The 24402-nt window shown below is 41.7% G+C and carries 26 protein-coding genes; 25 read left to right on the forward strand and 1 reads right to left on the reverse strand.

Translation table 11 applies throughout. From position 1 onward, the window contains the following. The first annotated feature begins 43 nt into the window (after positions 1-43). The 23 genes from JUJ52_RS02925 (at position 44) to JUJ52_RS03035 (ending at position 21030) form a co-directional block, all read left to right on the forward strand. Complete coding sequence (locus JUJ52_RS02925; RefSeq protein ID WP_228088686.1) at positions 44-3190, forward strand: hypothetical protein; 3147 nt, start codon at positions 44-46, stop codon at positions 3188-3190. Between the two features lie 461 nt (positions 3191-3651). Further along, positions 3652-4017: a hypothetical protein gene (locus tag JUJ52_RS02930; RefSeq protein WP_228088687.1), complete on the forward strand. Its 366-nt coding sequence runs from the start codon at positions 3652-3654 to the stop codon at positions 4015-4017. Between the two features lie 541 nt (positions 4018-4558). Then, on the forward strand, positions 4559-4699 hold the full coding sequence (locus JUJ52_RS02935; RefSeq protein ID WP_228088688.1) for a hypothetical protein: 141 nt from the start codon (positions 4559-4561) through the stop codon (positions 4697-4699). A gap of 68 nt (positions 4700-4767) precedes the next feature. Further along, complete coding sequence (locus JUJ52_RS02940) at positions 4768-5673, forward strand: HD domain-containing protein (RefSeq protein ID WP_228088689.1); 906 nt, start codon at positions 4768-4770, stop codon at positions 5671-5673. A gap of 81 nt (positions 5674-5754) precedes the next feature. Further along, complete coding sequence (locus JUJ52_RS02945; RefSeq protein ID WP_228088690.1) at positions 5755-6180, forward strand: riboflavin biosynthesis intermediates N-glycosidase; 426 nt, start codon at positions 5755-5757, stop codon at positions 6178-6180. 61 nt (positions 6181-6241) lie between these two features. Next, positions 6242-6544, forward strand: coding sequence for a hypothetical protein (locus JUJ52_RS02950; protein ID WP_228088691.1), 303 nt, complete (start codon positions 6242-6244; stop codon positions 6542-6544). A gap of 14 nt (positions 6545-6558) precedes the next feature. Beyond that, positions 6559-6777 (forward strand): hypothetical protein, encoded by a 219-nt coding sequence (locus JUJ52_RS02955; protein ID WP_228088692.1) that lies wholly within the window; start codon positions 6559-6561, stop codon positions 6775-6777. 34 nt (positions 6778-6811) lie between these two features. Continuing rightward, positions 6812-7669: a hypothetical protein gene (locus tag JUJ52_RS02960; RefSeq protein WP_228088693.1), complete on the forward strand. Its 858-nt coding sequence runs from the start codon at positions 6812-6814 to the stop codon at positions 7667-7669. Positions 7670-7910: 241 nt separating this feature from the next. Beyond that, on the forward strand, positions 7911-9182 hold the full coding sequence (locus JUJ52_RS02965; protein ID WP_374487955.1) for a replication-associated recombination protein A: 1272 nt from the start codon (positions 7911-7913) through the stop codon (positions 9180-9182). A 135-nt stretch (positions 9183-9317) separates the two neighbouring features. After that, the gene (locus tag JUJ52_RS02970) at positions 9318-9635 is read left to right on the forward strand and encodes a hypothetical protein (protein ID WP_228088695.1); all 318 of its coding nucleotides are present in this window, start codon (positions 9318-9320) and stop codon (positions 9633-9635) included. A gap of 138 nt (positions 9636-9773) precedes the next feature. Next, positions 9774-9992: a hypothetical protein gene (locus JUJ52_RS02975; RefSeq protein ID WP_228088696.1), complete on the forward strand. Its 219-nt coding sequence runs from the start codon at positions 9774-9776 to the stop codon at positions 9990-9992. 947 nt (positions 9993-10939) lie between these two features. After that, positions 10940-11260, forward strand: coding sequence for a hypothetical protein (locus JUJ52_RS02980; protein ID WP_228088697.1), 321 nt, complete (start codon positions 10940-10942; stop codon positions 11258-11260). 4 nt (positions 11261-11264) lie between these two features. After that, complete coding sequence (locus JUJ52_RS02985; RefSeq protein WP_228088698.1) at positions 11265-12140, forward strand: hypothetical protein; 876 nt, start codon at positions 11265-11267, stop codon at positions 12138-12140. A gap of 974 nt (positions 12141-13114) precedes the next feature. Further along, the gene (locus JUJ52_RS02990) at positions 13115-14104 is read left to right on the forward strand and encodes an RNA-dependent RNA polymerase family protein (RefSeq protein WP_228088699.1); all 990 of its coding nucleotides are present in this window, start codon (positions 13115-13117) and stop codon (positions 14102-14104) included. A 36-nt stretch (positions 14105-14140) separates the two neighbouring features. Next, positions 14141-14437 carry a DUF5983 family protein gene (locus JUJ52_RS02995; protein ID WP_228088700.1) on the forward strand — a complete coding sequence of 99 codons (297 nt, stop codon included), beginning with the start codon at positions 14141-14143 and terminating at the stop codon, positions 14435-14437. A gap of 346 nt (positions 14438-14783) precedes the next feature. After that, on the forward strand, positions 14784-15005 hold the full coding sequence (locus tag JUJ52_RS03000) for a hypothetical protein (RefSeq protein WP_228088701.1): 222 nt from the start codon (positions 14784-14786) through the stop codon (positions 15003-15005). Between the two features lie 30 nt (positions 15006-15035). Beyond that, positions 15036-15395 (forward strand): PDDEXK family nuclease, encoded by a 360-nt coding sequence (locus tag JUJ52_RS03005; RefSeq protein ID WP_228088702.1) that lies wholly within the window; start codon positions 15036-15038, stop codon positions 15393-15395. A 90-nt stretch (positions 15396-15485) separates the two neighbouring features. Further along, a complete protein-coding gene (locus JUJ52_RS03010) occupies positions 15486-16244 on the forward strand; it encodes a nucleotidyltransferase domain-containing protein (protein ID WP_228088703.1) in 759 nt (252 codons plus the stop codon). A gap of 72 nt (positions 16245-16316) precedes the next feature. Next, positions 16317-17261, forward strand: coding sequence for an HD domain-containing protein (locus tag JUJ52_RS03015; protein ID WP_228088704.1), 945 nt, complete (start codon positions 16317-16319; stop codon positions 17259-17261). 62 nt (positions 17262-17323) lie between these two features. Continuing rightward, positions 17324-17629 (forward strand): hypothetical protein, encoded by a 306-nt coding sequence (locus JUJ52_RS03020; RefSeq protein WP_228088705.1) that lies wholly within the window; start codon positions 17324-17326, stop codon positions 17627-17629. Between the two features lie 251 nt (positions 17630-17880). After that, complete coding sequence (locus JUJ52_RS03025; RefSeq protein WP_228088706.1) at positions 17881-19278, forward strand: SNF2-related protein; 1398 nt, start codon at positions 17881-17883, stop codon at positions 19276-19278. Positions 19279-19427: 149 nt separating this feature from the next. Continuing rightward, positions 19428-19913: a hypothetical protein gene (locus tag JUJ52_RS03030; RefSeq protein WP_228088707.1), complete on the forward strand. Its 486-nt coding sequence runs from the start codon at positions 19428-19430 to the stop codon at positions 19911-19913. A gap of 76 nt (positions 19914-19989) precedes the next feature. Next, complete coding sequence (locus tag JUJ52_RS03035) at positions 19990-21030, forward strand: hypothetical protein (protein ID WP_228088708.1); 1041 nt, start codon at positions 19990-19992, stop codon at positions 21028-21030. 222 nt (positions 21031-21252) lie between these two features. On the opposite strand, the gene JUJ52_RS03040 is transcribed toward JUJ52_RS03035, so the two are convergent. Continuing rightward, positions 21253-22134 carry a LysM peptidoglycan-binding domain-containing protein gene (locus tag JUJ52_RS03040; protein ID WP_228088709.1) on the reverse strand — a complete coding sequence of 294 codons (882 nt, stop codon included), beginning with the start codon at positions 22132-22134 and terminating at the stop codon, positions 21253-21255. A gap of 99 nt (positions 22135-22233) precedes the next feature. Between JUJ52_RS03040 and JUJ52_RS03045 the strand changes: the two genes are divergently transcribed. Both JUJ52_RS03045 and JUJ52_RS03050 read left to right on the forward strand, forming a co-directional pair. After that, positions 22234-23205, forward strand: a complete 972-nt coding sequence (locus JUJ52_RS03045) for an MBL fold metallo-hydrolase (RefSeq protein ID WP_228088710.1) — start codon at positions 22234-22236, stop codon at positions 23203-23205. A gap of 300 nt (positions 23206-23505) precedes the next feature. Further along, the gene (locus tag JUJ52_RS03050; protein WP_228088711.1) at positions 23506-24327 is read left to right on the forward strand and encodes a hypothetical protein; all 822 of its coding nucleotides are present in this window, start codon (positions 23506-23508) and stop codon (positions 24325-24327) included. Positions 24328-24402: the final 75 nt, after the last annotated feature.

Here is a 24402-nt window from a genome sequence, read left to right on the forward strand (position 1 = left end):
GACCACACACATAAACTGAAAAACACGGAAAGGAACGATACGCATGCCTTACAGGTATAAACACGACGACATGTTTTATGATGTCGAATCACTATCTAATGTATTCACAGTCGCCTGGTGGCTCCCTCACCCGGACATGAATGCCATTATCTTATCTTATCTGGACGATGACGGCATTATCCAAGGGGAATCCGATGAGGACTATATCCGACAATACATCTACAACCTACACCCGAGACTCAAAAACACGGGAACCGAAATCGTATTTGAGAATATTAAACACACCGGGTGTATTAATGAATATGTCGGACAAAATGGAAATACGCACAGTGTTCTCGGTTTACAGAGCTTTGCAAAACGTATGGGTCTTGCTAATCAGACCACTTATTTGAATGCTCGCATCGACGAACGCCACAAAGAAGGTGGTGGATTGCAGTACGATCCTGCCTTCTTTCCGGTCAAGCAAACCGATCCGGATTACGATGAAAACCGTCAAGGCTATCGGTTCGGTTATAACTCTACGAATTACGATTTAACTGTCCTTGCTTATATACTGTCCGAATTGCATGACCAACATTTCGGTTGTGATTATACTAATCGTCCGGTGCAATGGGGTTCAAATATTCCGTTCACGGCAAATATGATTCGTAATTTTAACGATGAATTATTTGAGGATAGCTGGAAATCAAGAATGGCGATGAGACTGGCACATGTTCCCGGTTCTCACCCTGATTCCTTCGGGGATTTCACAAAACCAGGATGGATTTTACGAAAGAGCTGGCTACTCACTGGACGCTATATTGACGTGGCGCGTTTGAATGAAAAATTACAAAAAGTAGGCCTCAAACGTTTACTCGGCATGCTTGGGCTTCAGATCATGGAATCCGAAAAACTCGAAAACGATACAAAAATCAACAACCTGGAGGAATTTGCAGACTTATTAGCGTACAACATTTCCGATGTCGTGAACCTGCAACTTCTGTTCGAGCATAAAGTCTACCAGAATGCATTTAACGTGCGTGGACAATTACTCAAAACGTTCCCTGCGACAATTTACGGACAAAAGAGAGGGTATGCCCAGAACGGTCAGGAATTACCCGTAGACGAAGGGAATTACACGAATATCCGGAAAGATCGTCTCGCCCGTGACTCGACGAGTGCGAAGTTCGTTGAGTATGCTATTGCACCGTACAAGCCGATCAAAGACATCCCGGCAGTCTCACTCGTTTATCCGTCTAAATTAGAAGCAAAAAAGTTAGGTATAGAGCAGTCTGACATTCTAGAGGACACGAAGAAATTCTTTGAAGAAAACGTGACGGCGGACCCTGAACATCAGGCTCACAAGGATTTCATGGAAGTCTATAATTTTTATGACAACATTCGTGGTCATAACTTCAACGCCTCCAAAGCGTACATGCAGCATTATGGTAGTGAATCCATGGAAGCAAAAAATAACCAGTACATTCGAGGATTGATGGCAAAGTACAACACCAACCTGTTTTATCATCATAAAGATGAAAACGGAAATGTGTACCGTTCTTCTTGCTTAGCCAACTTCTCTATCGGTGGTATCCACGGGGCGGAAGTCAACACCACGTTATATAACCGTGACCTAACAGAGTATCAAAACGAAAAGGCGATTCAAGATTACGTCGAGAGTCTTTATCCGTCTGCAACAGACGCATTAAACGGACCTACCTACATCACGTTACCGGAATACTTTGAATTGACCGAGCGTGTAGCCGGCAAAATCAAAGACGATGGCACGATTAAGATTCGTGAGTTCGTAAAATCCGGTTCTACGAAAAAGAAAGCCGTATGGCGCGATGTACAACCAGTCGAACTATTCCAGAAGAACGCATCTGGTAACTGGGAAGTTAAGAAGAAATATACGTTCGTAAGTGTCGGACCAAGCCATCACGAAGATTTCACGTCTTACTATCCATTGTTGTTATCACGTTTATCCGTGTTTATCAACCCAAGCTATCACGGATACAAAGACAATGGCGATCCGGCTGACCCGTATTACGAATTGTTCCTGACGCGTCTCAAGAAAAAGAAAGAAGCCAAGGATATGTCACTTACACAGGAACAGCGCGATCTTGCTCAAATTGAGCAAGAATCACGTAAACTCTTGATTAACGCGGCATCCGGTGCGGGAGACGCTACGTTCGACAACAACATCCGAGCAAACAATGCCGTGATCTCGATGAGAATTATCGGACAGCTTTTTGCCTGGCGTATCGGTCAGGCGCAAGCACTCGCTGGCGCCCGCGTGCCAAGTACCAACACCGACGGGCTATACACAATGGGAATTTCTGCCGAAGTAAATGACCGTATTCTCGAAGACATCGCCAAAGACATGTACATTGGCATCGGGCCGGAACGCCTTGATCGCTTTGTCTCTAAAGATTCGAACAACCGTCTGGAAGTCTACGACGGGGGAATCACATCGGCAAAAGGCGGAACCCTCAACTCATGGGGTGGTCCGCAGCCGACGCAAAGTTTAGACCATGCAGCTATTATTGACCATATCCTGGCGAAATACCTTGCCGATGAACGGCTAAAAAACCCGGCTAACCATGCATTCGACCGGGAGCATGCGGAGAAAATGTTCCACGAATTCATCCAAGAGCACATCCAGAAAGATACACCGCAGGAAGCACTCAAGTTCTTCCAGTGGATTGTCGCAAGCTCCACAGGAACACATCGCTACACCTATGCAAAGCTAATGAACAAACACACTGGAGAAACGATGATTAAAAACCTGCAACATTACAACCGCATTTTCTTAATAAAAGAAGTGAGCGAATCTGTCCGTCAGGAGGTTTATCTAGCTACGCGCCGCGTGATCGATAAAAAGACGTGGGTAAAACGCGAGAAAGAATACCAAAACGGTGAACGCATGCGGAACGACTTGTGGGAACATGATGAGGACGCCCTCCAAATTCTTGTCGAAAACGGGCTTGATTTGAAGGCGCACAACGATAATCCGGCATCTGCCCATCATAAAGACGAAGCGAAAACGCAGAAGATTCGTACTATGCCTCAAAACCAACATATCGGTATCTACAATCAATCTATCGTAGATTTGCCAAATGAAACGGCCCTCCAGATGATAGGCTCACTTGATCTCGACGCCTACACAGACATTCTGGCGCATACGTTCCGTTCCTGGTCGAATATCTAATCTACACCCTCTATACCGGAGGGTATAGATTAATAGAAAGGGTTGATAAACACATGTCCTTGATTTTAAAAGCCATTACTACACAAGAAGGAACGTTAAAAACAGATGATGGTTATGATAAACACATCGCATGTGAAGGAAGTAGGGAACATGTTCTTTCTTACACTAACAACGGTATACATTGTTCTCATAGAAACTGCATTGTGAATAAAAACAATCAATCTAATATTGAACATTGGATATTCATTCAAGCATAATAAAACCAAAAAAAATAACGCCCTTGTAAACCATACAAGGGCGTTATTTATATTAAACGAATTCAAAGTCAAACGTCTGTGTGACATCCTCCATCATGTGGCACAGACAGCTCTGAAGATGAAAAAAGGTAGTAATTCATCATAACAAACGTACCCAGTCTGAATGGGGACGAAGACGAATTCCCCAATACGGAGGCGAAAACAATGAGTAAAATACTTAAACGGAAATACAGGAGCAAACGAGGCGAATTCAAAAACGACCTATATCAGCGGTGCAAGGACAACAAGACACTTGCCGTACTCATCGTCCAGACCTATACATCCTGGCATCACCGCAGACACATAATGCGCATATGGTCGATGATGTTCTGGAACCCGGAATACGACGCGTTCCGTCGGGATTACAATCAAAACCTGATGGGTAAGCATTTATCTGGACGGGATGACATTTGGAGGTCTTTATACTTCTCGGAAAGGGATCTATATGAAAAATTCAAGTATCACATTCCCGAAACATACGCCATGGGGGATGCCATCAGTGTCGCCTACGCCGTAATGAAAACCAAATAATAAAAGAAGGAACCATAAGGCATGACAGAAAACGGAATATCCTCCGCACCGAGTCCGCGCACATTTAAAAACCTGTCGTGGAATCTCTCTCACGGCGTGCGAGTGCGGACGCACCAATACGACGACACTTTGTACGCATTCGAAGTCACACAGCGTAACACATGCCTTGGCACCATAATCCCGCAAAACATTGGTGATATGGAACGTATGAAATACGTACTTGATAACGACCTACCGATTGACGGGTTCGAATGCAACGACGATTTCGGGACCCTGATCCATGTGAATCATGTTAAACAGGCACCATCCAAAGGGTGATAAACGATGACCCATCAATAAATACTATAAAAATGGAGAAACAAAAGGAAGGAGCTGCAGTCTGATTCATAATCAAATTGAAATCAAAAGCGGAATTCATAGACTCCGCAAAATGACCAAAACGCAAGTTCGAAACAGCATCTGGGACACCGGTTCATTCCACGGGTATATCTGTGGCAACCGAGTTCATCCCAAGCACATCGCCGACAGCTGGCATCTCGGTATGAGAATCGATGTGAATGACATCCAGCAATTCGAAACACAAGTTAGTGATTTTGAAACCAGTCTTACCGTATACCAACCGGAACTAGGGCGATACCCACACTATTATCAAATTATAGACGAAATTGAAATCACAGGATAAAAAAGTGGTGTCTTACAAGGCATCGCTTTTTCATGCGTCAAAAAATAGACGAATAGGAGCCAGTAACCATGTTGAAACAAAAAGCGGTAAAGACTAAATCCAATGTAGCCATCAAGAACGCAGAAAAAATCATGGACAAAAAAAGAAACGCAAGTACCAAAATGTTCAAACAGACCAATCGTCGCAAACAGCGCCTACTCGAAAAAAAAGAAACTGAACGCATAGTAGATGAGTACGACCAAGACCAGTGGGGGATGGATACAATGAATACGCTAAACACAAAACAACGATTTGACAGCAACCAACACCATAAATCAAGTCGAGTAATTCATTTGGAGCATCAACTCGCCATTTTGGGCTTTTCCGACTCGCTCCGGGCCTTTGATTTAGTCCTGACTGAAATGAACGCTGAGAACGGCTTCAAACGGCACGACGGCTTTCATTACTATTATCATCTTGTAGATGTTGCGCAGATTTTATTGAATTTCGGTATCAGTGACGAGGACATCATTACTGCCGCTCTACTTCACGATTTTATCGAAGACGTCGAGTGGGCTACGTATGAATATGTTCAGGATCAGTTTAACATCCGTGTTGCTGACATTGTTCTGCTCCTGACAAAGAAAAAGAGTGTGGACTACAAGCTCAATTTAAACGAAATGCAGCGATACCTAGCAGGTATTGCCAGTCGTTACGAAAGCGCCTTGATTAAGACGGCTGACCGGATTCACAATTTCAGCTCCATGTGCAATTCATCCAGGAACCACCGGGCGAAACAAGTGAGAGAAACCCGTGACTTTTACATCCCGTTCTTCAAGGAATGCAGGAACCGCTACGTCAGGTACAGCAACTTCTTCTTCTTTGCGAAGACGACGATTGAACCGATTCTGCACGAAATTGAGTATAATCTCACGAAAACCGAAGAACTTGAAAAAGAAATCGAAAAACTCAAAACAAAACTGGATGCTAAATAAAAAACACATCCGACATACTCGGCGATAAAGAACATGGAATTGGAAAACCAATAAAGAAGGTATAGAAAGGCGGAATCTACTATGAAAGCACAGGAAAAAGTGGAGAGTTTCCGAGGGGAACATTACTTTTTGAGCAACTTTTACCCAGCAACTGTAGTGTACGACGGAGTCTGTTATGAAAATAACGAGGCAGCATTCCAGGCGCAGAAACAGCCAGAACGAGCAAAAGAATTCGCCTCCCTCCCACCAAACGAAGCCAAACGACTCGGACGCCGGGTAAAACTACGCCCCGACTGGGAATCGGTGAAAAATGACATTATGGCTGACATAATCCGTGCAAAGTTTACCCAGAATGAAAATTTACGCAAAAAATTAATCGAAACAAATCATGCAGAACTCATTGAGGGTAACCACTGGGAGGACACCTATTGGGGTGTTTGTCGAGGTAACGGTAGGAATGAACTCGGACAAATTCTGATGAAAGTACGAAGCGAACTCCATTCATGATAACGCAGGGGCTCACTCTCCCCTGCTTGACGCTATATTAACTTTACAAGGAGGAAGGATAATGCCATTAATCAGCGGACTCCTATATTCACTACCGTACGAAAACTTACAATCTATCAAACACGCTAAGTCCTACGACGCCCAACATAAAACCCCAAGTGAACGGAACTTATTCGGCTACACCGCTATTAAACTCGAAGAAGACGTTACATTCTATGTCGGATGGCGACCTGATGACATGAAAGAATACCGGGCGAAAAAGGGCGAATATCTTGTCCAATGTCCCATGCAACCACCGAACATTATCAAGTCGTGGACGGAACTCAGAATGAAATATCATGTATTCCAGAATAAACCCCAATAAAGGAGTGGATAACCATGACGAATACTATTAAGAAAGGGTTGAACAACGCACCGTTCGATTTCAGCGATATGAAAGATCCAGACGCGTTTGTTAACAACGGCTATCAGTTACAAGCCATGTCAACCAACGGCAACAACCTTATATCGTCCTATATTGCCAAATATAAAGGCAAGCGTATATATGGGTATTACGATTATCAGAAAGGCGAATACATCGAAGAAATAATCTGTTAAACGGATCATTAATCACAAAAGGAGTGTATGAAATATGCTTCAACATTACCAAGTACAGAAAAAGCATGACGTGGTAACGATTAAAAATGTCGCATATATAAAACAATCAAAAAATGATGTATCATTATTCGATCAAAATGACAACATTATCGCCATGTTTCAACGAGATTCAATTACAAATATTGTACCAACAACCACATTACCGGCCACAGAAGAACAACTTGTAAGCAAAACGAGTCGTGGGGACTTACAATACGCTGGGTTCCGATATAAAAACATGAGCGTTCATGCGTTATACAGTAGAATGACTGGCGTTGTTTATGTCAAAAAAGGCGCACTTGTCATGAAAGAAATGAAAAACTCTATACATCACCAAACAGGTTATCAACACATACGCGACCTACGTGAACAACTCATTCCTGCATACGTGGAGGACCATGACGAACAATATTACCAACTAACCCAAAACATTGAATTCAACAGTCTGGCTCAAGCCCTCACTACACTAACAGGCGCAGGACTATCCGCCAAACAATATTGGAAAATAAACGAAAATCACCCACCAATAAACCATAAGCTACACATCGTAAAATTACATTTTGAAGATTTGACTGCTAACGGAATCTATAATGAAGCTACAAAAACAGTAATCATCAAAAGAGGGTCTCTTATGATGAAAGAAATACGCCAATCACTAAGTCAATCAAACTATTACTCGACAATTATTAACAAGCGCAATGAAATCATACAAGGCGGCATTGAAAACCATAACGAAAACTGTTGCCGTATATTACAGGATATAGAGTTCAGTAGTTTATCTCAAGCATCTGCAGCACTTACAGGGGCAAAACTTAACATGAATTATTGGAAATTTATTGATAGCAAAAAGTAACCCATATAAGTAAGATATGGGCGAAAACTCGATGTTTTATAGTGTGCATATTTATGGTTCAGACATTCAATTGTTACAGTAGAAAACTTGCTCACTCGAAGAAGCAAAAAGCTAATTAATTGAATTAATGGGAGATCAAAGTATCACATGTCGTGAAGGCATAGTGGTATTTGACTATCGCAACGATTATCTAGATTGTAAAAAAGAAATAAAAAAAAGACGGAAAGGACTGGAAGGAACAATGAACCAACCTCTTGCCACACGTATGCGACCTACCTCCCTCTCCGAAGTCGTTGGTCAAGACCACCTTATCGGAGATCGTAAGGTATTAACTCGCATCGTTAACAGCCGTCAGATCGCTTCAATTGTCCTATACGGCCCCCCGGGTGTAGGCAAAACAAGCATTGCACATGCTTTATCAGGCGACCTCGGGGTCCCGTTCAGGTATTTCAATGCGGGCGCTCACTCCAAGAAAGATTTACAGACTATCGCCAAGGATGGTGCGCCTGGAAATCCTGCCATCATTTTAATCGATGAGGTGCATCGGCTCGATAAACCGAAACAAGACTTTTTGTTAATGCAAATCGAGGATGGTTCGCTTATTATGGTCGGAGCGACCACAGAGAATCCGTATATGAGCATAAATCCTGCTTTGCGCTCGCGAAGTCATATTTTCGAGCTAAAACCCATAAGCTCCAAAAACGTCGCAGAAAGGCTCTCTGTGGCACTGACAGACACTGAACGTGGACTAGGGAATATAAAAACAAATATTGATAACAAGACGCTCCATCATATTGGTGAACAAACAAACGGTGATATCCGCAGCGCTCTTAACACGCTAGAGCTTGCTGTGATGTCTACGGAGCCTAAAAACGGGATATGTACTATTAATCGTGACATTATCAACACCTGCCTCCAGCAACGACAAATCGGTGGTGATAAAGATGGCGATTCGCATTACAATTTACTGTCCGCATTCCAAAAATCAATACGGGGTTCCGATGCAGACGCTGCACTACATTACTTGGCACGGTTGATCCAGGCAGGCGATCTTATCAGTATCAACCGACGGTTGCTTGTTATTGCTTACGAAGACATCAGCCTTGCAAGTCCCGAGCTGGGACAAGAAACACTCGCTGCCGTTACAGTTGCAGAACGGGTTGGCTTACCAGAGGCTCGCATCCCACTCGCGCAAATTACAGTCCGATTAGCACTCAGTGCCAAGTCAAACATAGCATATAAAGCACTGGATAGAGCAACTGAAGCACTAAATACTGGTCGAGACTTAACCGTGCCAAAACACTTGCAAGACGCACACTATCAGGGCGCATCAAAGCTCGGTCATGGTGTCGGTTATAAGTACCCGCACAATTTTCGGTACGGGATTACAGACCAACAATACTTACCTGATGGCTTCTTATCCGACAGATACTTGCAGTTTAGAGATAGTCAGGATACAGAAATTATACAAAACAGCTATTGTAAAATAAATGAAATCGTAAAGCGCGGGTAGTATGAAACAGATGAACAATTAAATCTATTGTATTGTCTTTCCCTTTTTAGTATAAATACGGAGTTCGATGATAAAGGAAGTATAAGAAAGATTGAAATTTCAAGGTCAGCAAGATAATAAAAAGGAGTGTTCTTTATGCTAAAAGTAATTATTGGTTACGTTATTGTTGCGTTTATATTGGGGGTATGGTTTAATTTATTCTTTCATATTTCGGAAAAGAAATTATGGCGTGTTGTAAATTGTACATGGGGGTTTGGAATTACAATTATTGCTCTTGGTTACCCAATTGTAAGTACATTTCAAGTTAGCTTTTCGATGGGATTTAAGCTTATAGTAGTTATTTCTATTCTTTCTATCGGGGGACTAGTCATGATGAAATTTATATACATGCTAGTAGAAAAAGGTATAATGGCAATGGAAAAGATTGAACATAAATTTGAGGAAAAAGGATGACTGGAAGCAGGCTTAAAATGCCTGCTTTATTTATTGTAGACTTCTTTAGTGGCTTGTCCAGTAACTAGCCCTACCCTCTTTTTTTTTATTATGACCCACATGCAGAAATGACAAAATGCGAAATAAGAAGGAGAAATTATGACCAAACAATATATCGCAAGTATCAAAAATAATACAAGGGGTACATGGGTAAAATCCATAGCAATTAATAGCTATACCGAGACTCTTTTTAAAAAAGAACGTCATATATTTAAAGACAAAAAGAGAGCGGAAAAAATACTCAAAATATTACAGGAAAGATACCCTGATACATTCACTCTCTATTCCTGCAGACAAAACGGAGAAATTATACGCTAAGCAAATTCCAGCAATGAAGCCAATTGCTTGTACGCTAAGAAATTGGCTTTTTTAGATGTTTTTGAAATGGTACCTCTACATTAAATAAAATAAGGATTATTCACCTAATTGTAGTATACACTACATCAATGGCAGTTGATTGTACTGTTTGTTATTTCGTTTTACCCAAAAACCCTAAAAGAAAAATCGTGTTCATTCAAATAACATGAAAAGTGAACACCGATACAATAATCGAGAAAACAATACCTGCATTTTCTCATTGCATGCCAAGTATACAACATCCTATTACAACGTGTAGCAGGTCACAGATCAAACAACGTACGTATGTGTGGGGACACCTCTATGTACACGGGAAGATTCGCAGACTTTGACATTTAGTAGTGAGCCGTACCTGTCACATCTGAGCGCTGAGCTCCTTATTTATTGTCAGGACGAGCAACTGGGGCGAGTCGCATCACGGACTGGTTGTCTGTGAACTAATGGTATCGGGGAAGATTACAATGTGATGTGTATGATGACGAATCATCGGGTGTAATCGCAAACAGGTTGGTTACCTTGTGACACCTCTGTATATTGCTATAGGCCAACTATTAAGGGCCACTCATTCGCCGAGGGCAATATAGGCGAACAGAGGTGTATTTTTAAAAAATTTCGAAACAACGCTATGAAAAAAATACGATATCAGCGCGAGGGTTCCCCTTTTAGACTTTACAGACACCCTCATCAAAAGGGGTAAGAATAAAGTCAGGTTCGCCATAAGTCCACGCAACCGCCTGTGAAATTTGCGGGGTTTCAGTAGGGCTGCAGACCGAACATAACTAGCGGTCAAGCGGGTAAATGGGTTGGGAAAATGGCAACTCTCGCGGTGATACTGTATCAACAATGAAGCGGTAGCGGAATAGGTAGACGCAGCTAAGCTCATTACGTAACCAAAGGGAGCAGGCAAAATGTCAAACAACAAAGGTTTCATGCAGGGTGCAAATCCCTGCCGCTTTTTAATTCAAAAAAAAAGAACTACTACATTTCCGCGATATTTGGTAGAAATAGGAGGTCATCCCATAAAGACAGTTCAATTATGGACAGACGTCGAAGGAATGAAACTCGCCGCTAAAGGCGATAACTTCTTTGCCTGGAAGGAAAAACAAAGTCACACAAGCATACAACTTGAAGTCGATAAAAATCTTCTTATGGAATCAAACATAGGCGGTGCATATTACGTTTCACCTGCCATGCATATTGGTTTTAACAGTTTAAACAAAAAGAGGTGAAAACATGATAATAATAGGCATTCTACTATTACTCGTCAGTATGACGCTCTTTATTTACATAATTAAGGAAAATGGGACAATTGATATGCCTGACCCAATAGTGGCCTCTATTGTCTTGCTTTTCGGGGGTGTGTATGCGACAGCCGAGGGGATTATCGGACCAATAATCGACCTAACGCAAAACAAAACCATCACTTCATTCGAGAAATTGTGGATCGGTGTTGTCCCCCCGTTTATTTCATTAGTTGTCATCGGTACAATTATCGGCGCGCAATTGCGGTATAAAAAATATGGTAATCAAAAGAAACGGAAGGAAAGAAAAACAAGGGGTAGTGATCTTTTAATGAACTACGAAAACAAGGGTATGCAATACGCCGAGAAGCATGGCATCGTGGGATATGAAGTAAACGGAAACATCATGACCTACAAAGAGTCGTTCCCCACCGAAGGGGATACTTACACTGTCTCCGTAGATCTCGATACGATGAAAGAAACGCGAAATGTCCTTGAGACAGACTATCCGAACAAGGTCACTCTTTTGGAATTAGCTGAAAACCGTGAAACCGAGGTGTTTGATTACTTACAAGCGAAAAATTACATTACGTGTGATTACGATACATTTCAAAAATCTACTCAAGTTTACCAGACACCGCATGGAGTCTATATAAACACACCAATTTCCGAGGTTGAAAGAGATAATATAGTCAACAAACTATTGAACGTAACAACCAATGAGTTAGAAGGATACAAAAACGCAGTGGATTGGCTCGTACAACAAAATAAACACGTCTATTACATCGAAGCCTTCAATTTATATGTACGAGTATGCGACACATCGAAGGTCACGATTATTATACCGGAGGAGAGTGACGCATCTTGATGAGTATACGGTTCTTATACAAACGAATGACCATACGACACCATCAACCCCCATAGCGTACTATCCGTAAGACCAATTTATCGTTTTGTAAATTTATATGAAACTCATATTCCATTTCATGAATATAAACATTGAGTGACAGACGCTTAATGAAAAATCCAACCCACACGTAGATGTATATATCAGATAAAAGGGATTGTATTTGGTGTGGGTTGGTGCAGGCGTTCGATCCAATGAGCCTGGCATCGGAAAGGATCAGAGCGTCCTGACAATATCATCGTCCATGGAGGATCACTCATCTTGCATCAGAGGATATCTGGGGTAGAGAGCTACGATCAGATCAGAATCAGCAACAGGATAATCGAGAAGCTTCAGTTCGGAAATTATTACTGAGGTGCAGGACTAGTGATGAGCTCTCGAGGGGACGTCATCCGGGAGCTAACATGATTACAGCCGGGACTCGAATCCAAATCGGGAGGTCTTCGGGCCTGAGCACAAATTTCCGAGGACACGGAAAACGATAAATGAACTAAACAATATATTTAATTAGATACGAACGTTCAGTTAAACAAAAATGCGAAGTAATGCGGTGATTAAATGAGGGTTGTTTATTGTGAATGGCATAACAACTATGACTTTGTTCTAGGTGAAGAATACGAGGCTCAACAATATAAAAAGGGTTGACTATTGATAAAAGGTCAATTGTACCGTCAAAAGTGCTTCCAAAGAATTTAAGTCACATTCCGACTAAAACCTAACATAAGGGAGAATTATATGTTTCAATTAAAGCTTCAATATAATTATGGTACTTGCATAGAGAACTGATCTTCTCATTGGATTAATGAGGCGAAAGTAAAAAAGAAAATCAAACGTATATATTCTAAAGGCGCTATTAATATAAGAGTGATTCAAGCAGTTAATGCTACAAAGAAATTTATAACTTAATAGACACAAATACGAAACGAGGGAGAACGATGAGTAGCGAAAACCCATACACACTACCCTTAATTCAAGACGGTCGAAAGCTACTTCACATAACCGACGACCGTCTGATTCGAAGATTCAAAATCAAAAATAAAGGGAAACTCCGGGACGTCAACGATCCGGTTCCCGAATTGAAAAACATATTAAAGGGCTGGAACGGGACGCTTACGGACTATTATGCCCAGCAGTTGCAGGAAAACGACGTGGCACATGTCGCCCATGCGTATCTACCTAATAAGTCGATTCAGACGAACGCACAGGCGCATCTCCATTCCCCTATCATCCAGTTCGATTTCAAAGGATTCTACGATTCTTGTAAATTCGACTACTTCAAGGACGTGTTGCGTGACCTTGACCCGACGCTCGACGATCAAAACGAAGACGTGATAAAGCGCCTGCTCATTGACCCGAATACCGGTGGTGTGACGCAGGGGCTTCCCGTTTCGGGCGCTCTTGCAGGACTCTCCCTGATACCTTTCTGGGTGGAGCTTGCGAAAACACTGCCTGAGAACATCCGATTCACCCAGTATTCTGATGATTTAACGTTTAGCTATGTAGGTCAGGTACCATCCAGATTTACGATACCAGCGTTGACACAAAAAATTTACGAAGCGCTGAAAAATACAGGGTTAGACTTTAAACTAAATGCCGACAAAACACGCACGCAGAAAGAGCAATACCGAAAAATAACGGGGATTCGCATTAACCATCACAACCAAACGACCCCGTCCCGAAACGATTATCGATTCTTGCGACATGCTTTGTATATACTTTCTAAATCTAACGATTTAGACAAAGAACTTACTGAATGGGGCTTCGCTTCAAAATCGGCATTCGTCGGCAAAGTGAGCTATATGCGTTCGATAGATTCCACCGGTAAGATCGACCGGCTCATCATGAAATACCGCACCGCCTGTCGGAAGCATGATTTTTTTACGACGTGGATTGATCAAGTATACAAAAGAAGTGCTTTTGCTTGATGTTACCACGGTGAAAAGAGGAGGAAATAAAACAACATGACAAATGACTATGAAACACCACGCATGCTCGTTTTATCTACTGCCCATCTTACAAATGATGACCGCAAGTGGTTAAATGAACAAACTGTTCACAACAACCCTCGTTTGGTGGTATACCCAAAGTCTGAATACGGCTGGTTTATTCCAATCATAGAGGATAGTGATTTTCTCAAAGAAGACGTACCAGAAAACATTGTAAAATTACTACAGTTCACCCGTGTAACGAGATGTACATGGCTCATGTTAGACCGTGATGCGGACATCATCAATGAATTACCTATTTATAGGGATTAAAAAGGAGTTATACCTATGCCATTGATGGAACGAAAGAATCCTAAAACAGAATTCCGTGAAACTACCACATACACAGGACCTATCGCCAACAAACCAAAAGAATGGAAAATCATCACGGAAAAATAACGCAAACATACAAATAAAAAGATGTTGAAAAGCGAATTCCTGCAATTCATAGGGGTTCGCTTTTTTTATTATCTTATGGGTCGCGACGATGTTCATAGGAATACCATTCTTTTACACCATATTCTTTTCTCACGGGACCCGTCGCCTATCAACTATAAGAAATCTAAACAGAAAAGATAACCATCACGCTTTTTACTCACACAAAAAGGAGCTGAACACCATGGACCACCCAATGGTTGTAAAAATGAACCAGTGCGGCTATCTTGGCACAGTCGAACAGGAAAACATCATCGAAACGTGTAAATGCTGTGACAAACCATTACAACGGGGAACCGACATTGTCGAATTTCAAGGCCACCTATATTGTGATACCGACTGTCTTACTGATGCGTTCTGTGATGATCCAGAAGCCTTTGGTATGGAAAAAACGGAAATAACTTAATTCATTACACTAAGAAGGAGTCGAAAATCTGTGAGTAAAAATCCGCGCGAATCCAAAATCGAAACCTACTTGAAAGAACAAATAAAAGCCGTCGGTGGATTATGCTACAAATGGAAAAGTACAGTCAACGGCGTACCAGACCAAATCGTAATTTTTGACGGCAATGTTCATTTTATCGAAGTGAAACGACCAGGAGAAAAACCACGGGCAAACCAGATCATTATTCATGAAAAGATTCAAAAACAAAGCGTTCCTGTCTACACCATTGATACGGAAGCATCTGTAGACGCTTTTATCAAGGACGTCTTGAGCGCAGAACCGAAGATGTCATCTAAACCAAGAGAAACGATCATCAAATCTAAAAACCAATTCAAACATATACAGGGATAAAGGGAAAGGTGTTGTATAAGACCCCCTCCCCTTTTCTTGCTATTCTTAAATTAATAACATAAAAGAAAAAAATTAGAGGTGAATTTCGATATGGATTTACAATTAGAAAATTCAAATTTAGATTGGTTAGGAGAAAGAACTATTCTGTTAGCACCGACAGGTAGTTACGCTTATGGGACAAATACGGAGAATTCCGATAAAGACTATAAAGGCGTTTGTATCCCTCCAATTGATTATTATCTAGGATTGGAATCATTCAATGAGTACAACACAAGCGGTGGAAAGAACTTCAAGAACACAAAAGATGATATTGATGTAAACATCATTCATGTTAATAAATTCGTAAAAGACGCCATGCAAGGTGTCCCAAATAATATCGAAATTCTTTTTGTCCATCCAGAGGATTGTTTAAAAATTACGCCTTTGGGACAGAAATTGTTAGATCATCGACATTTGTTTTTATCAAAAGCGATTAAAAAGAAATTTGGCGGATATGCCTATTCTCAAATTCAGAAATTAAAAGCGAAAAATTCAAATGGAACGGGAAGGCAAGATTTAATTCAGAAGTTTGGATACGATACGAAATTTTTCATGCACAGTATCAGACTATTAACCAGTGGAATTGAAATTCTGGAGACAGGTGACTTCCAAACGCTTCGTCCAAACAGACAACTGTTATTGGATTGTCGAAATGGACTTTATCCATTCAATGAAGCATTAGAAATGATAAATGTCTACGATGAAAAACTACAAACAGTTTTTGAAGAATCCACACTACCGACAAAACCAGATTATAAGAAAATCAATGATTTACTCATTGAAATAAATAAAGAAGGGCTTGCACTATAAAGCCTTTTCTTTATGCGCTTTAAAATTTAAAAAAAAGATGAATTAGCTCAGAAAAAAGGAGTTACGAACACAATGACACAAGGAATTAACCACTACAACGTCGGAGAAGCCTTTGAAGGGTTTCTATTAATCAAAAACGTAACGAATGGAACAACAAGCGCCGGTAAGCCGTTTCTGACTCTACAACTCGGTGATACCACTGGCAGTATTGACGCGAAATTATGGAACGTGACAGAAGATGATATCACCACCTATACAAACGGGACGGTCGTGGAATTAAAAGCAAATATCATTGACTTTCGTGGGAGCGCCCAGCTTCAAATGCAACAAATTCTAGTCAGTGATGCGACCAAAGAGATGTTACCTGAAGATTTTATGGAAAAAGCGCCTATTAGCAAAAGAGAACTCCAAGATGAAATCGACCAGACAATTTTTGAAATACAAAACACGACAATCCGAGGTATCGTCCGCTCTTTCATCGAGCGCTACAATCACGAATTCTTCGTATACCCAGCAGCGGCGTCGATTCATCATGCCTTTATTTCTGGTCTCGCCTATCACACCGTGACCATGCTACGTATCGCGAAATCGTTGTGCAGTATTTATCCGGAACTAAACAAAGACTTGTTGTATGCGGGTGTCATCCTACATGACATCGGAAAAATTCATGAATTTACGAGTGCAACCGACACGACAAGGTCTCGTGACGGGAACCTGCTTGGCCACATCCCTATCATGGCGTCTGAAATCAAAGAAGTAGCAAACGAACTATCCATTGAAAAAGACAATGAAGAAATCGCTTTGTTGCAACATATGGTCCTATCCCACCACGGAAAACCTGAATGGGGAAGCGCCCGTACACCATTGATTCAGGAGGCGGAAATCTTACACATGATCGATAACATCGACGCGAAAATGAACACAATGACAAAGGTGTTGAGTAAAACAAACGCCGGTGAATTCACCGAGAAAATGTTCGCACTTGATAACCGCTCTTTCTACAAACCACTGATTTAACCAACGGTTTAAGTATTCGCGCCATTTTATAGATATCACATAGATAGGAGGTGACGTCGAAAATGAATAAAGAACAAACGCGTGCAGTTGGAACAAAAAGTAAGCAAAATGGATATAAATTTATCGATTTAGTGTTTTTTGCAATGTACGTAATATTCATTTCTGGAATTCTTTGGTTTAATGAATTCAAAACTTCCCTTATGGGACTCCTTTTAGCAACGTTATTTTTATCTATTATGGCATACACTTCAGATGATAGGGAAAATCGAATGAAGATAGGTTTAAAAGTTGTATTTTTCGGTACTTTATTACCTTTCTTCGTTTTTATTACCCCAATGTTGTTATTAAATATAATGGAATTACTATAGACTTTTCTTTAAAAAATTTAAATGAGAGCTAACAAACGTATCGATCTGGATTCGGTCTTAATAACCGCTGATTAAATCAGCGGTTTTTTGGTGCGCGCATATTCAGATAAGACACGGAAAGGAGAATACCCAATTATGAATAGAAACGATTATTCATTCAACGGGGATGACAGAACGGAAAATACACACATGGAAACCACATACATCATCTTACTCCCTGATGGTTATCAGGCCGAATAGGAGGAACTCACATGAAAGCGACACTCTATGATTATCAACGATTCTGTGCGGAGTTTATAAAACATGTCCCCCGGTCTGCTCTATTTCTTGATGTGGGTTTAGGGAAAACACTCATCACGCTAACCGCTTTCGTCGAACTGGCACAAATAAACCGGCTACATGGACACATTCTGGTCATCGCGCCAAAGCGAATCGCCATTAATACTTGGCCCGACGAAATCCTAAAATGGGATCACACGAAACACGGCACGTTCACTCAGCTCGCGGGGTTACCCAAGAAAAAACGCGATAAAATTCTTGATGGAGTAGAAACTGACTCGCCAACAATTTACATTATCAACCGGGAACTTATCCCGAAGCTCGTTAAACGTTTTCCTGGAGAGAAATGGCCATTCTTGAACGTCGTCATCGACGAAGCACAGAGTTTCAAAGGATACAATACGAGCGGTTTTAAAGCACTGAAATCCATCGCACCGTATACAATGCGTTGGATTGAACTGACCGGAACCCCGTCTCCAAATGGGCTCATGGACATCTGGGCATTAGTTTACTTAATCGATGGCGGACAGCGACTTGGGCATAACATCACCGAATACCGCAATCGTCACTTCATCCCCGGTAGAAGAACACCGGAAGGGTATCCCTACGAGTGGTTATTGATTCACGGTCATGACCACTACATTCATCACGCCATAAAAGATGTGACCATCAGCATGATGAAGAAAGACTATCTTGACTTGCCACCAGTCACCCATAACGTTATCGAGCTTGAAATGACGAAGAAAGAATATGACATCTACAAACAGCTCAAAAAGGATAAAGTCCTCCCTCTTTTAAGTGGAGACGCCATCGAAGCAGCAAACTCTGCTGTGTTATCCGGGGCATTGCTCCAACTCTCCAACGGTGCGATTTACGCGGATGAGGAACGAAAAGAGATCATAGAGCTTCACGATCATAAAATTAAAGCGCTGGAAGAAATTGTAGAGGGTTCAAATGGACAGCCGATTCTCTGTTTCTATTGGTTCAAACACGACATCATACGGCTGAAAAAACATTTCCCGGATGCTGAAGTATTTACTGGTAATCCCGAGCAGTTAAAACGATGGAATAATAAAGAGATCCCGTTATTGTTCGCACATCCCGCAAGCGCAGGTCACGGATTAAATTTCCAGTACGGCGGTCACATCCTGGTTTTCTTTGTTGTCCCCCGCTCTCTCGAACTGTATTTACAGTCAATCGGACGCCTAGACCGCAACGGACAGACTGAACCCGTCATCGTACATTATCTTAAAATGCGTGGCACTGTTGAAGACCGGGTTATCGCAACACTTTTAGACAAACAAGATGTCCAGCAAGCCCTTATCGACGCTGTAAAAGTGGAAATCGGGGGTATGCAATCCGTGCCGTAAACCCATGAGAAACCTACAGGAAGGATACGCTACCGCCCTTCCTGTTCTCTATGGAAGCATACCATTATAAAAAGGTTGTGATTCAAACGGAAACCAAAACATCAACTGAATACAAAATAGCTATCAGCGTTGTTACAGGAACAGGACTCGTGGCAGCTTCTACAGCCCCTGAATTCGTACGGTATTGGGTTGATGCTCAATTCGCAGAACAGAACCCCCTAACTATGATCATAGCGATGACCGTTACGCTATTCATTGGAATAATCCTCGTACTAAGCATCGCAGAATTATTACGAGTTCTCCTCTCAACGATTTGCGTGAGGAACAAAATTTATGAAATACAGCACATCAGTTCAGAAACAGAACCAGGCGGTTTCGGCGCATTCGGAAGATGGGAAACCCGAGCAGTTACCCTAAAAGACACAAAATCAGGGAAAACCAAAGTGCTTGACGTATACCCGAACTTTGTTGCGAATTTGCATGCGGGTGATCGGGTAGGGCTCGTAAAACGACCCGCGGAACACACCTACGAAATCGACAAGTATTACCTCATACCCGAATCCGAATTTAACGTAAAAGCGGAACGAAAAAAATACGTATACGGAACCAGTATGAATATCGAAAAATACAACTGAATCAACATCATAAAACATTACAGGAGGGATGCTATGCTCCCCCTCCCTGTTTCACACAAAAAAGGAGGAACCAAACATGAAACAACCCAAAAGAAAAATCCTAAACCTAACCAAGCGTGACATCGGCCTGGTTATCGGTATCGGGACCCTGGCTGCTATTCTGAACGTCTACCCTTACCCATTCATCGCTGCCGCAGCCGTCGTTATCGGTATTCTGTTGCTACGACTCACCGAAACTCGGGAAGAAATCGAACCGGAAACGGTAGAGAAATCCGTACCTGAATCCCATCCGGAAACAACCGTCGAACAGAAATCCGCACAGGAAATTATCACAGAAAAACTGAACGGTGGGATCATCGAAAAAGCCATCGAAGAACAATTTGGAAAAACGGTAAACAAAGTAGTGAGTGACCTATTCGGTATTCACGGTGACATCACGCGTGAAATACAAAAACGACTGAAAGAAACCATGTCACCGTACATCGAACAATACGACTTTGGCAAGTACAACGTCAAGCTTGAGCATTTCCTAAATGAGTTGGTTACTAACGTAACCAATGATCAAGGGCGTATCATCAAAAACGTCAAAGAAATCATGGGTGTCGAGCCTGTGAAAGAAGTCAAAACGAGCGAACTGTTCGATAAATACACCGAATTTATCAGTGGTGCTATAGCAACGGAAAAGCTCGAAATCGACGAAGATGACACACCGAGATATGTACCGCTAAATGCACACTTGCAAACATTGGATAAACGAAGTTACGGTTCTTCCAGTGAAAGAAAAGTTATCTCATTTACCTGTGAAGAAGATGAAGAACTGAACCTATCTGTCGTCATCCATCGATGGACAGACTCCATCTTAGGGAATGATTGGACAATCGAGAGCATCGAGCGCCCCACAAGCGATGGTAAAACCATTTATGCGTTTCAAATCCAGAGCGGAAAGCAAGACATCACATCGCTTGAATTGCCAATGAGCAACCTTCGTGACTTAACAGACTTAGAGGTTTACTTGCTAAAACTACACTACGACCATACGGCCGTTATCATCGACGAAACCGATATCTCAGACGATTACGTCGAAGTGAATGCCGAACCGGAATACATTTTAACATAACAGTCGATATACCCGACTGTGACAAGCTAAGGCTTGCATTAAAAAAGGATAGACGTAACATAGCGAATAAAAGCAAAGAACAAGAAAGCCAAACAAATAGCTGTGAAAAATGTAATAGGCGCAGAATACAACGTACTCTACGAATACTGCGACGGAAGTGGAAAAGTATCCAAATAGAACAATAAAAAACACAAGGTTAGTTTAGACCTTGTGTTTTTTGCATTATTCGCTGATATCAGGCTGCTCCGTGTCAGACGGAAATAAAAGGATCATACCAGCAGGAATGAAGTCTGCATCATGAATTCCATTTAGCTCTACAAGCTGACCAAGTGAGACATTGAATGCACGACTTAGTTTAATTAACGTATCCCCTTCTTCCGCTACGTAATACATATAGTCTGTTGCATTTAGGTCTTCCACCAGTTTTAATCGTGTCGATCCGTTAATTTGTCCAGGATATAACCGTTCCGCTTCAGCATAAGCATCTTCAAGCGACCCCTGTAGCGACGACTCCGTCTTATCAGACATGACAGACGACTGCTGTTTGGAATTCGGACGTACGGTTGTTAGGAACGTATTTACGAGCGTATTAAATTCAACCGCGTCCATCTGTTTGAGATAAGCGATGATGTCTAATTTTTTATGCTCACTCTGTAATAGTAAATCGTGCAGCTCACTGGTTAAACCCGACGTTTCAATATCTCTCTGTTCCGTTTTTTCTGTGAACGTGTTGATAAACGTCTGAAAGTCTTCATCGCTCATACGACTTAAATAGTCAACAGCATCCTCCCTGCTCACATCTGGATCATTCAAGACAGAAGTGAAATCAAGGGTGGAATCCGAAACACCTGACAGGTTAGTATGATCTGATGTACTTGAATGTGTAGCATATACCGATGTTGTTTTCGCCGCTATGATTTTATTTCGTATATCCGAAGAAAAGAAAAATGCAAGAAACAAAAGTGTACCTATAACCCCTGCAATACAGAAAATCGCTAGCATGCGATGATTAAAGTCTTCTATCTGTTCTTTAATAAGACCACTTTTCTGTCTCACGGGTTTGTTTTGCCTTTTGCTTGTTCCGTTCGTCTTTTTACGAGCCATTTTACCATTCCTTTCCATATATTTACATTATACGGCATCATGGTACCTGGTACAATAAAAACATTTGCCAAATAACTGAACAGAGAGGGTTTTTAAAGAATGTCATATGCATATGTAAATAATCCGGCATACCACGCCGAAAACGAAGAATTAAAGAGTATTTACAATAAATGGAGACAAAGGCAATTTGGAAAACGTATTCCAGTACATGTCTTCGGTTCAGGGTCTGAGGGAAATTCCGTTTATCTAAAACCGCACCATACACTGATAGACTTAGGCCTTACGTTTAAATCCTATCAAGAATACAGTCCGACATTTTTCTTGGATGTTGATTATCTAATTATCACGCACCATCATGGCGACCACTTAAATCCAGCCACATTGCACCGAGTATTATGCAATTATCCGCATATCAAAGTCATCATGTCCGAGTTCATGTGGAAAATGATTACGTCGGATGACTATAAGCCTGAATATAAGAAACGAAAAAAAGGGGAAATTATTCCATTCGGTCATGACCCCTTGTACCAGACAGACAACAGTGGTCGCCGCATCAAAAAGCCGTCCAAATGGGCAAACGCATTCTTGCTTAACCAATCACGAGTATATATCGCCGAAGCCCAAACGCTGGTCACACATGACGGTAAGAAATTCTTATTTGAGCCATTAACCGTCAAGCACGGTGACATCGTAAACATCGCCGTGCAAATCAGTGACCCGGAGCTAGAATTCGAATTCTTATATGCCTCGGACCTAGATAATCTCGGTGGCGAACGAACATTCACAGACTGTTACGGCAACATTCAGCATGTAACCGGACTAGATCAGAAAAGGCGCTACACCTGTATGTTTTTAGAGGCCAATTATGACGAAACCATCTTGCAGAATTGGTATAACAATCTGAGTGAAGACGATCCGAATTACCGCGGAAAAAAAGCAAGGGCGGACGGAAACTTGAGGCATATTTCCGAACAGGAAGCGAGTGTGTATATCGAACAACATTTGGATGAAAACGGGCTGTTCGTCCCATTACATGCGTCCAAGACGTTCGGTACGCTTCATCAATCCTAAATATTCGAAAATAAAGCAAAAACACTTCGATACAAACAACATACAACGCAAAGAAGTCAACCCACCCTTTCAAAAAGGTTGGGTTGCTTTTAGGGCGAAAAGCGAACTTTTCGCCTAAATAAAATTTGAGAAAAAGTGCCACAAATGTGTTATAAAAACCTGTTAAAAAACCCATAAACGATTGAATGCACAACGTTTTTGTCGTAAAATAAGGGTATAGCAGGGCGAATTATCTACATCGACGGCATATCGACAAAAATAAAACGCATGGCTTATCCATGCGAAAGGAGAAGATGCATTATGGTAAAACAAAGACGTGAACAAATGGGTGTACAACCCGGAGATGAAATTGTCCTGAAAGGTACAGTAACATTTGCACGCTTGGATAAACCCGTCACAGGAGAAGCACTTGTGCAAGAAAACAATCGCCGCGCCCGACTTGGTATGAGCCCGATAGATGAATTCCGTAGCATCACAATTGAAAATCCCGAAATCGTACAAGGTGAAGGAACACCGCTTGCTAACTTCCACGCGCAGGGTGTGTATCAGGCGAAAGGTACAGGAAAACCGACGATGGGCTTCGAGAGTAAATCCTTATACCCGCCTAAATATGGACACATGCAAGAAGACGGAAGTGTTCAGGAAATTCCTGACCCACAGAAGAATCCGTCTCCCGGACAAGTTGTTTATCTATTGATTAGAGCTTACGGGAAGAAAGGCTATAATAACCTCGGTTCAACATTTGACAACATTGTGTTCGCACCCGGTGAGATCAATTTTTATGAAGGTAGAGGTAATGGTCTTGAGGGCTTCGGCAAAGCAATGAACATGCCGGTACATCCTATCAAAAATGACAACACGCAAAACCAACCAGTACAGGAAAATGTTGACCAAAAACAACTTGTCGGTGCAGGTGCGGGTCAGGGTCAAGGATTTGGCGGTTTTAGTCAAGCACCCGCTGGCGATCCAAACCAACCTGAAACGAACCAAGACGGATTTGCAGGTTTCGGACAAGCAAACGGAGCAACTAACAACCCGTTCGGTGTTCAAGAGGGAACAATACCAAATCAAGGCTCCCCGTTCGGTAACAGCGGACAGAGAGGTAAGAGTCCGTACGCTTAATTGATAATTCAGTGAGCGACGATAAACCGAGGGGTATAAGCCCCTCGGTTTTTTTTAATCACTACATAACCAATA

Origin of the sequence: Virgibacillus sp. AGTR, from assembly GCF_016919725.2 — a bacterium.
GTDB classification, from domain to species: domain Bacteria; phylum Bacillota; class Bacilli; order Bacillales; family Amphibacillaceae; genus Virgibacillus; species Virgibacillus salarius.

Excerpts from the sequence above, each read along its gene's own strand:
- JUJ52_RS02925 (WP_228088686.1), top strand. The coding sequence starts at position 44 with ATGCCTTACAGGTATAAACACGACGACATGTTTTATGATGTCGAATCA.
- JUJ52_RS02930 (WP_228088687.1), top strand. The coding sequence starts at position 3,652 with ATGAGTAAAATACTTAAACGGAAATACAGGAGCAAACGAGGCGAATTC.
- JUJ52_RS02935 (WP_228088688.1), top strand. The coding sequence starts at position 4,559 with ATGAGAATCGATGTGAATGACATCCAGCAATTCGAAACACAAGTTAGT.
- JUJ52_RS02940 (WP_228088689.1), top strand. The coding sequence starts at position 4,768 with ATGTTGAAACAAAAAGCGGTAAAGACTAAATCCAATGTAGCCATCAAG.
- JUJ52_RS02945 (WP_228088690.1), top strand. The coding sequence starts at position 5,755 with ATGAAAGCACAGGAAAAAGTGGAGAGTTTCCGAGGGGAACATTACTTT.
- JUJ52_RS02950 (WP_228088691.1), top strand. The coding sequence starts at position 6,242 with ATGCCATTAATCAGCGGACTCCTATATTCACTACCGTACGAAAACTTA.
- JUJ52_RS02955 (WP_228088692.1), top strand. The coding sequence starts at position 6,559 with ATGACGAATACTATTAAGAAAGGGTTGAACAACGCACCGTTCGATTTC.
- JUJ52_RS02960 (WP_228088693.1), top strand. The coding sequence starts at position 6,812 with ATGCTTCAACATTACCAAGTACAGAAAAAGCATGACGTGGTAACGATT.
- JUJ52_RS02965 (WP_374487955.1), top strand. The coding sequence starts at position 7,911 with ATGAACCAACCTCTTGCCACACGTATGCGACCTACCTCCCTCTCCGAA.
- JUJ52_RS02970 (WP_228088695.1), top strand. The coding sequence starts at position 9,318 with ATGCTAAAAGTAATTATTGGTTACGTTATTGTTGCGTTTATATTGGGG.
- JUJ52_RS02975 (WP_228088696.1), top strand. The coding sequence starts at position 9,774 with ATGACCAAACAATATATCGCAAGTATCAAAAATAATACAAGGGGTACA.
- JUJ52_RS02980 (WP_228088697.1), top strand. The coding sequence starts at position 10,940 with ATGTCAAACAACAAAGGTTTCATGCAGGGTGCAAATCCCTGCCGCTTT.
- JUJ52_RS02985 (WP_228088698.1), top strand. The coding sequence starts at position 11,265 with ATGATAATAATAGGCATTCTACTATTACTCGTCAGTATGACGCTCTTT.
- JUJ52_RS02990 (WP_228088699.1), top strand. The coding sequence starts at position 13,115 with ATGAGTAGCGAAAACCCATACACACTACCCTTAATTCAAGACGGTCGA.
- JUJ52_RS02995 (WP_228088700.1), top strand. The coding sequence starts at position 14,141 with ATGACAAATGACTATGAAACACCACGCATGCTCGTTTTATCTACTGCC.
- JUJ52_RS03000 (WP_228088701.1), top strand. The coding sequence starts at position 14,784 with ATGGACCACCCAATGGTTGTAAAAATGAACCAGTGCGGCTATCTTGGC.
- JUJ52_RS03010 (WP_228088703.1), top strand. The coding sequence starts at position 15,486 with ATGGATTTACAATTAGAAAATTCAAATTTAGATTGGTTAGGAGAAAGA.
- JUJ52_RS03015 (WP_228088704.1), top strand. The coding sequence starts at position 16,317 with ATGACACAAGGAATTAACCACTACAACGTCGGAGAAGCCTTTGAAGGG.
- JUJ52_RS03020 (WP_228088705.1), top strand. The coding sequence starts at position 17,324 with ATGAATAAAGAACAAACGCGTGCAGTTGGAACAAAAAGTAAGCAAAAT.
- JUJ52_RS03025 (WP_228088706.1), top strand. The coding sequence starts at position 17,881 with ATGAAAGCGACACTCTATGATTATCAACGATTCTGTGCGGAGTTTATA.
- JUJ52_RS03035 (WP_228088708.1), top strand. The coding sequence starts at position 19,990 with ATGAAACAACCCAAAAGAAAAATCCTAAACCTAACCAAGCGTGACATC.
- JUJ52_RS03040 (WP_228088709.1), bottom strand. The coding sequence starts at position 22,134 with ATGGCTCGTAAAAAGACGAACGGAACAAGCAAAAGGCAAAACAAACCC.
- JUJ52_RS03045 (WP_228088710.1), top strand. The coding sequence starts at position 22,234 with ATGTCATATGCATATGTAAATAATCCGGCATACCACGCCGAAAACGAA.
- JUJ52_RS03050 (WP_228088711.1), top strand. The coding sequence starts at position 23,506 with ATGGTAAAACAAAGACGTGAACAAATGGGTGTACAACCCGGAGATGAA.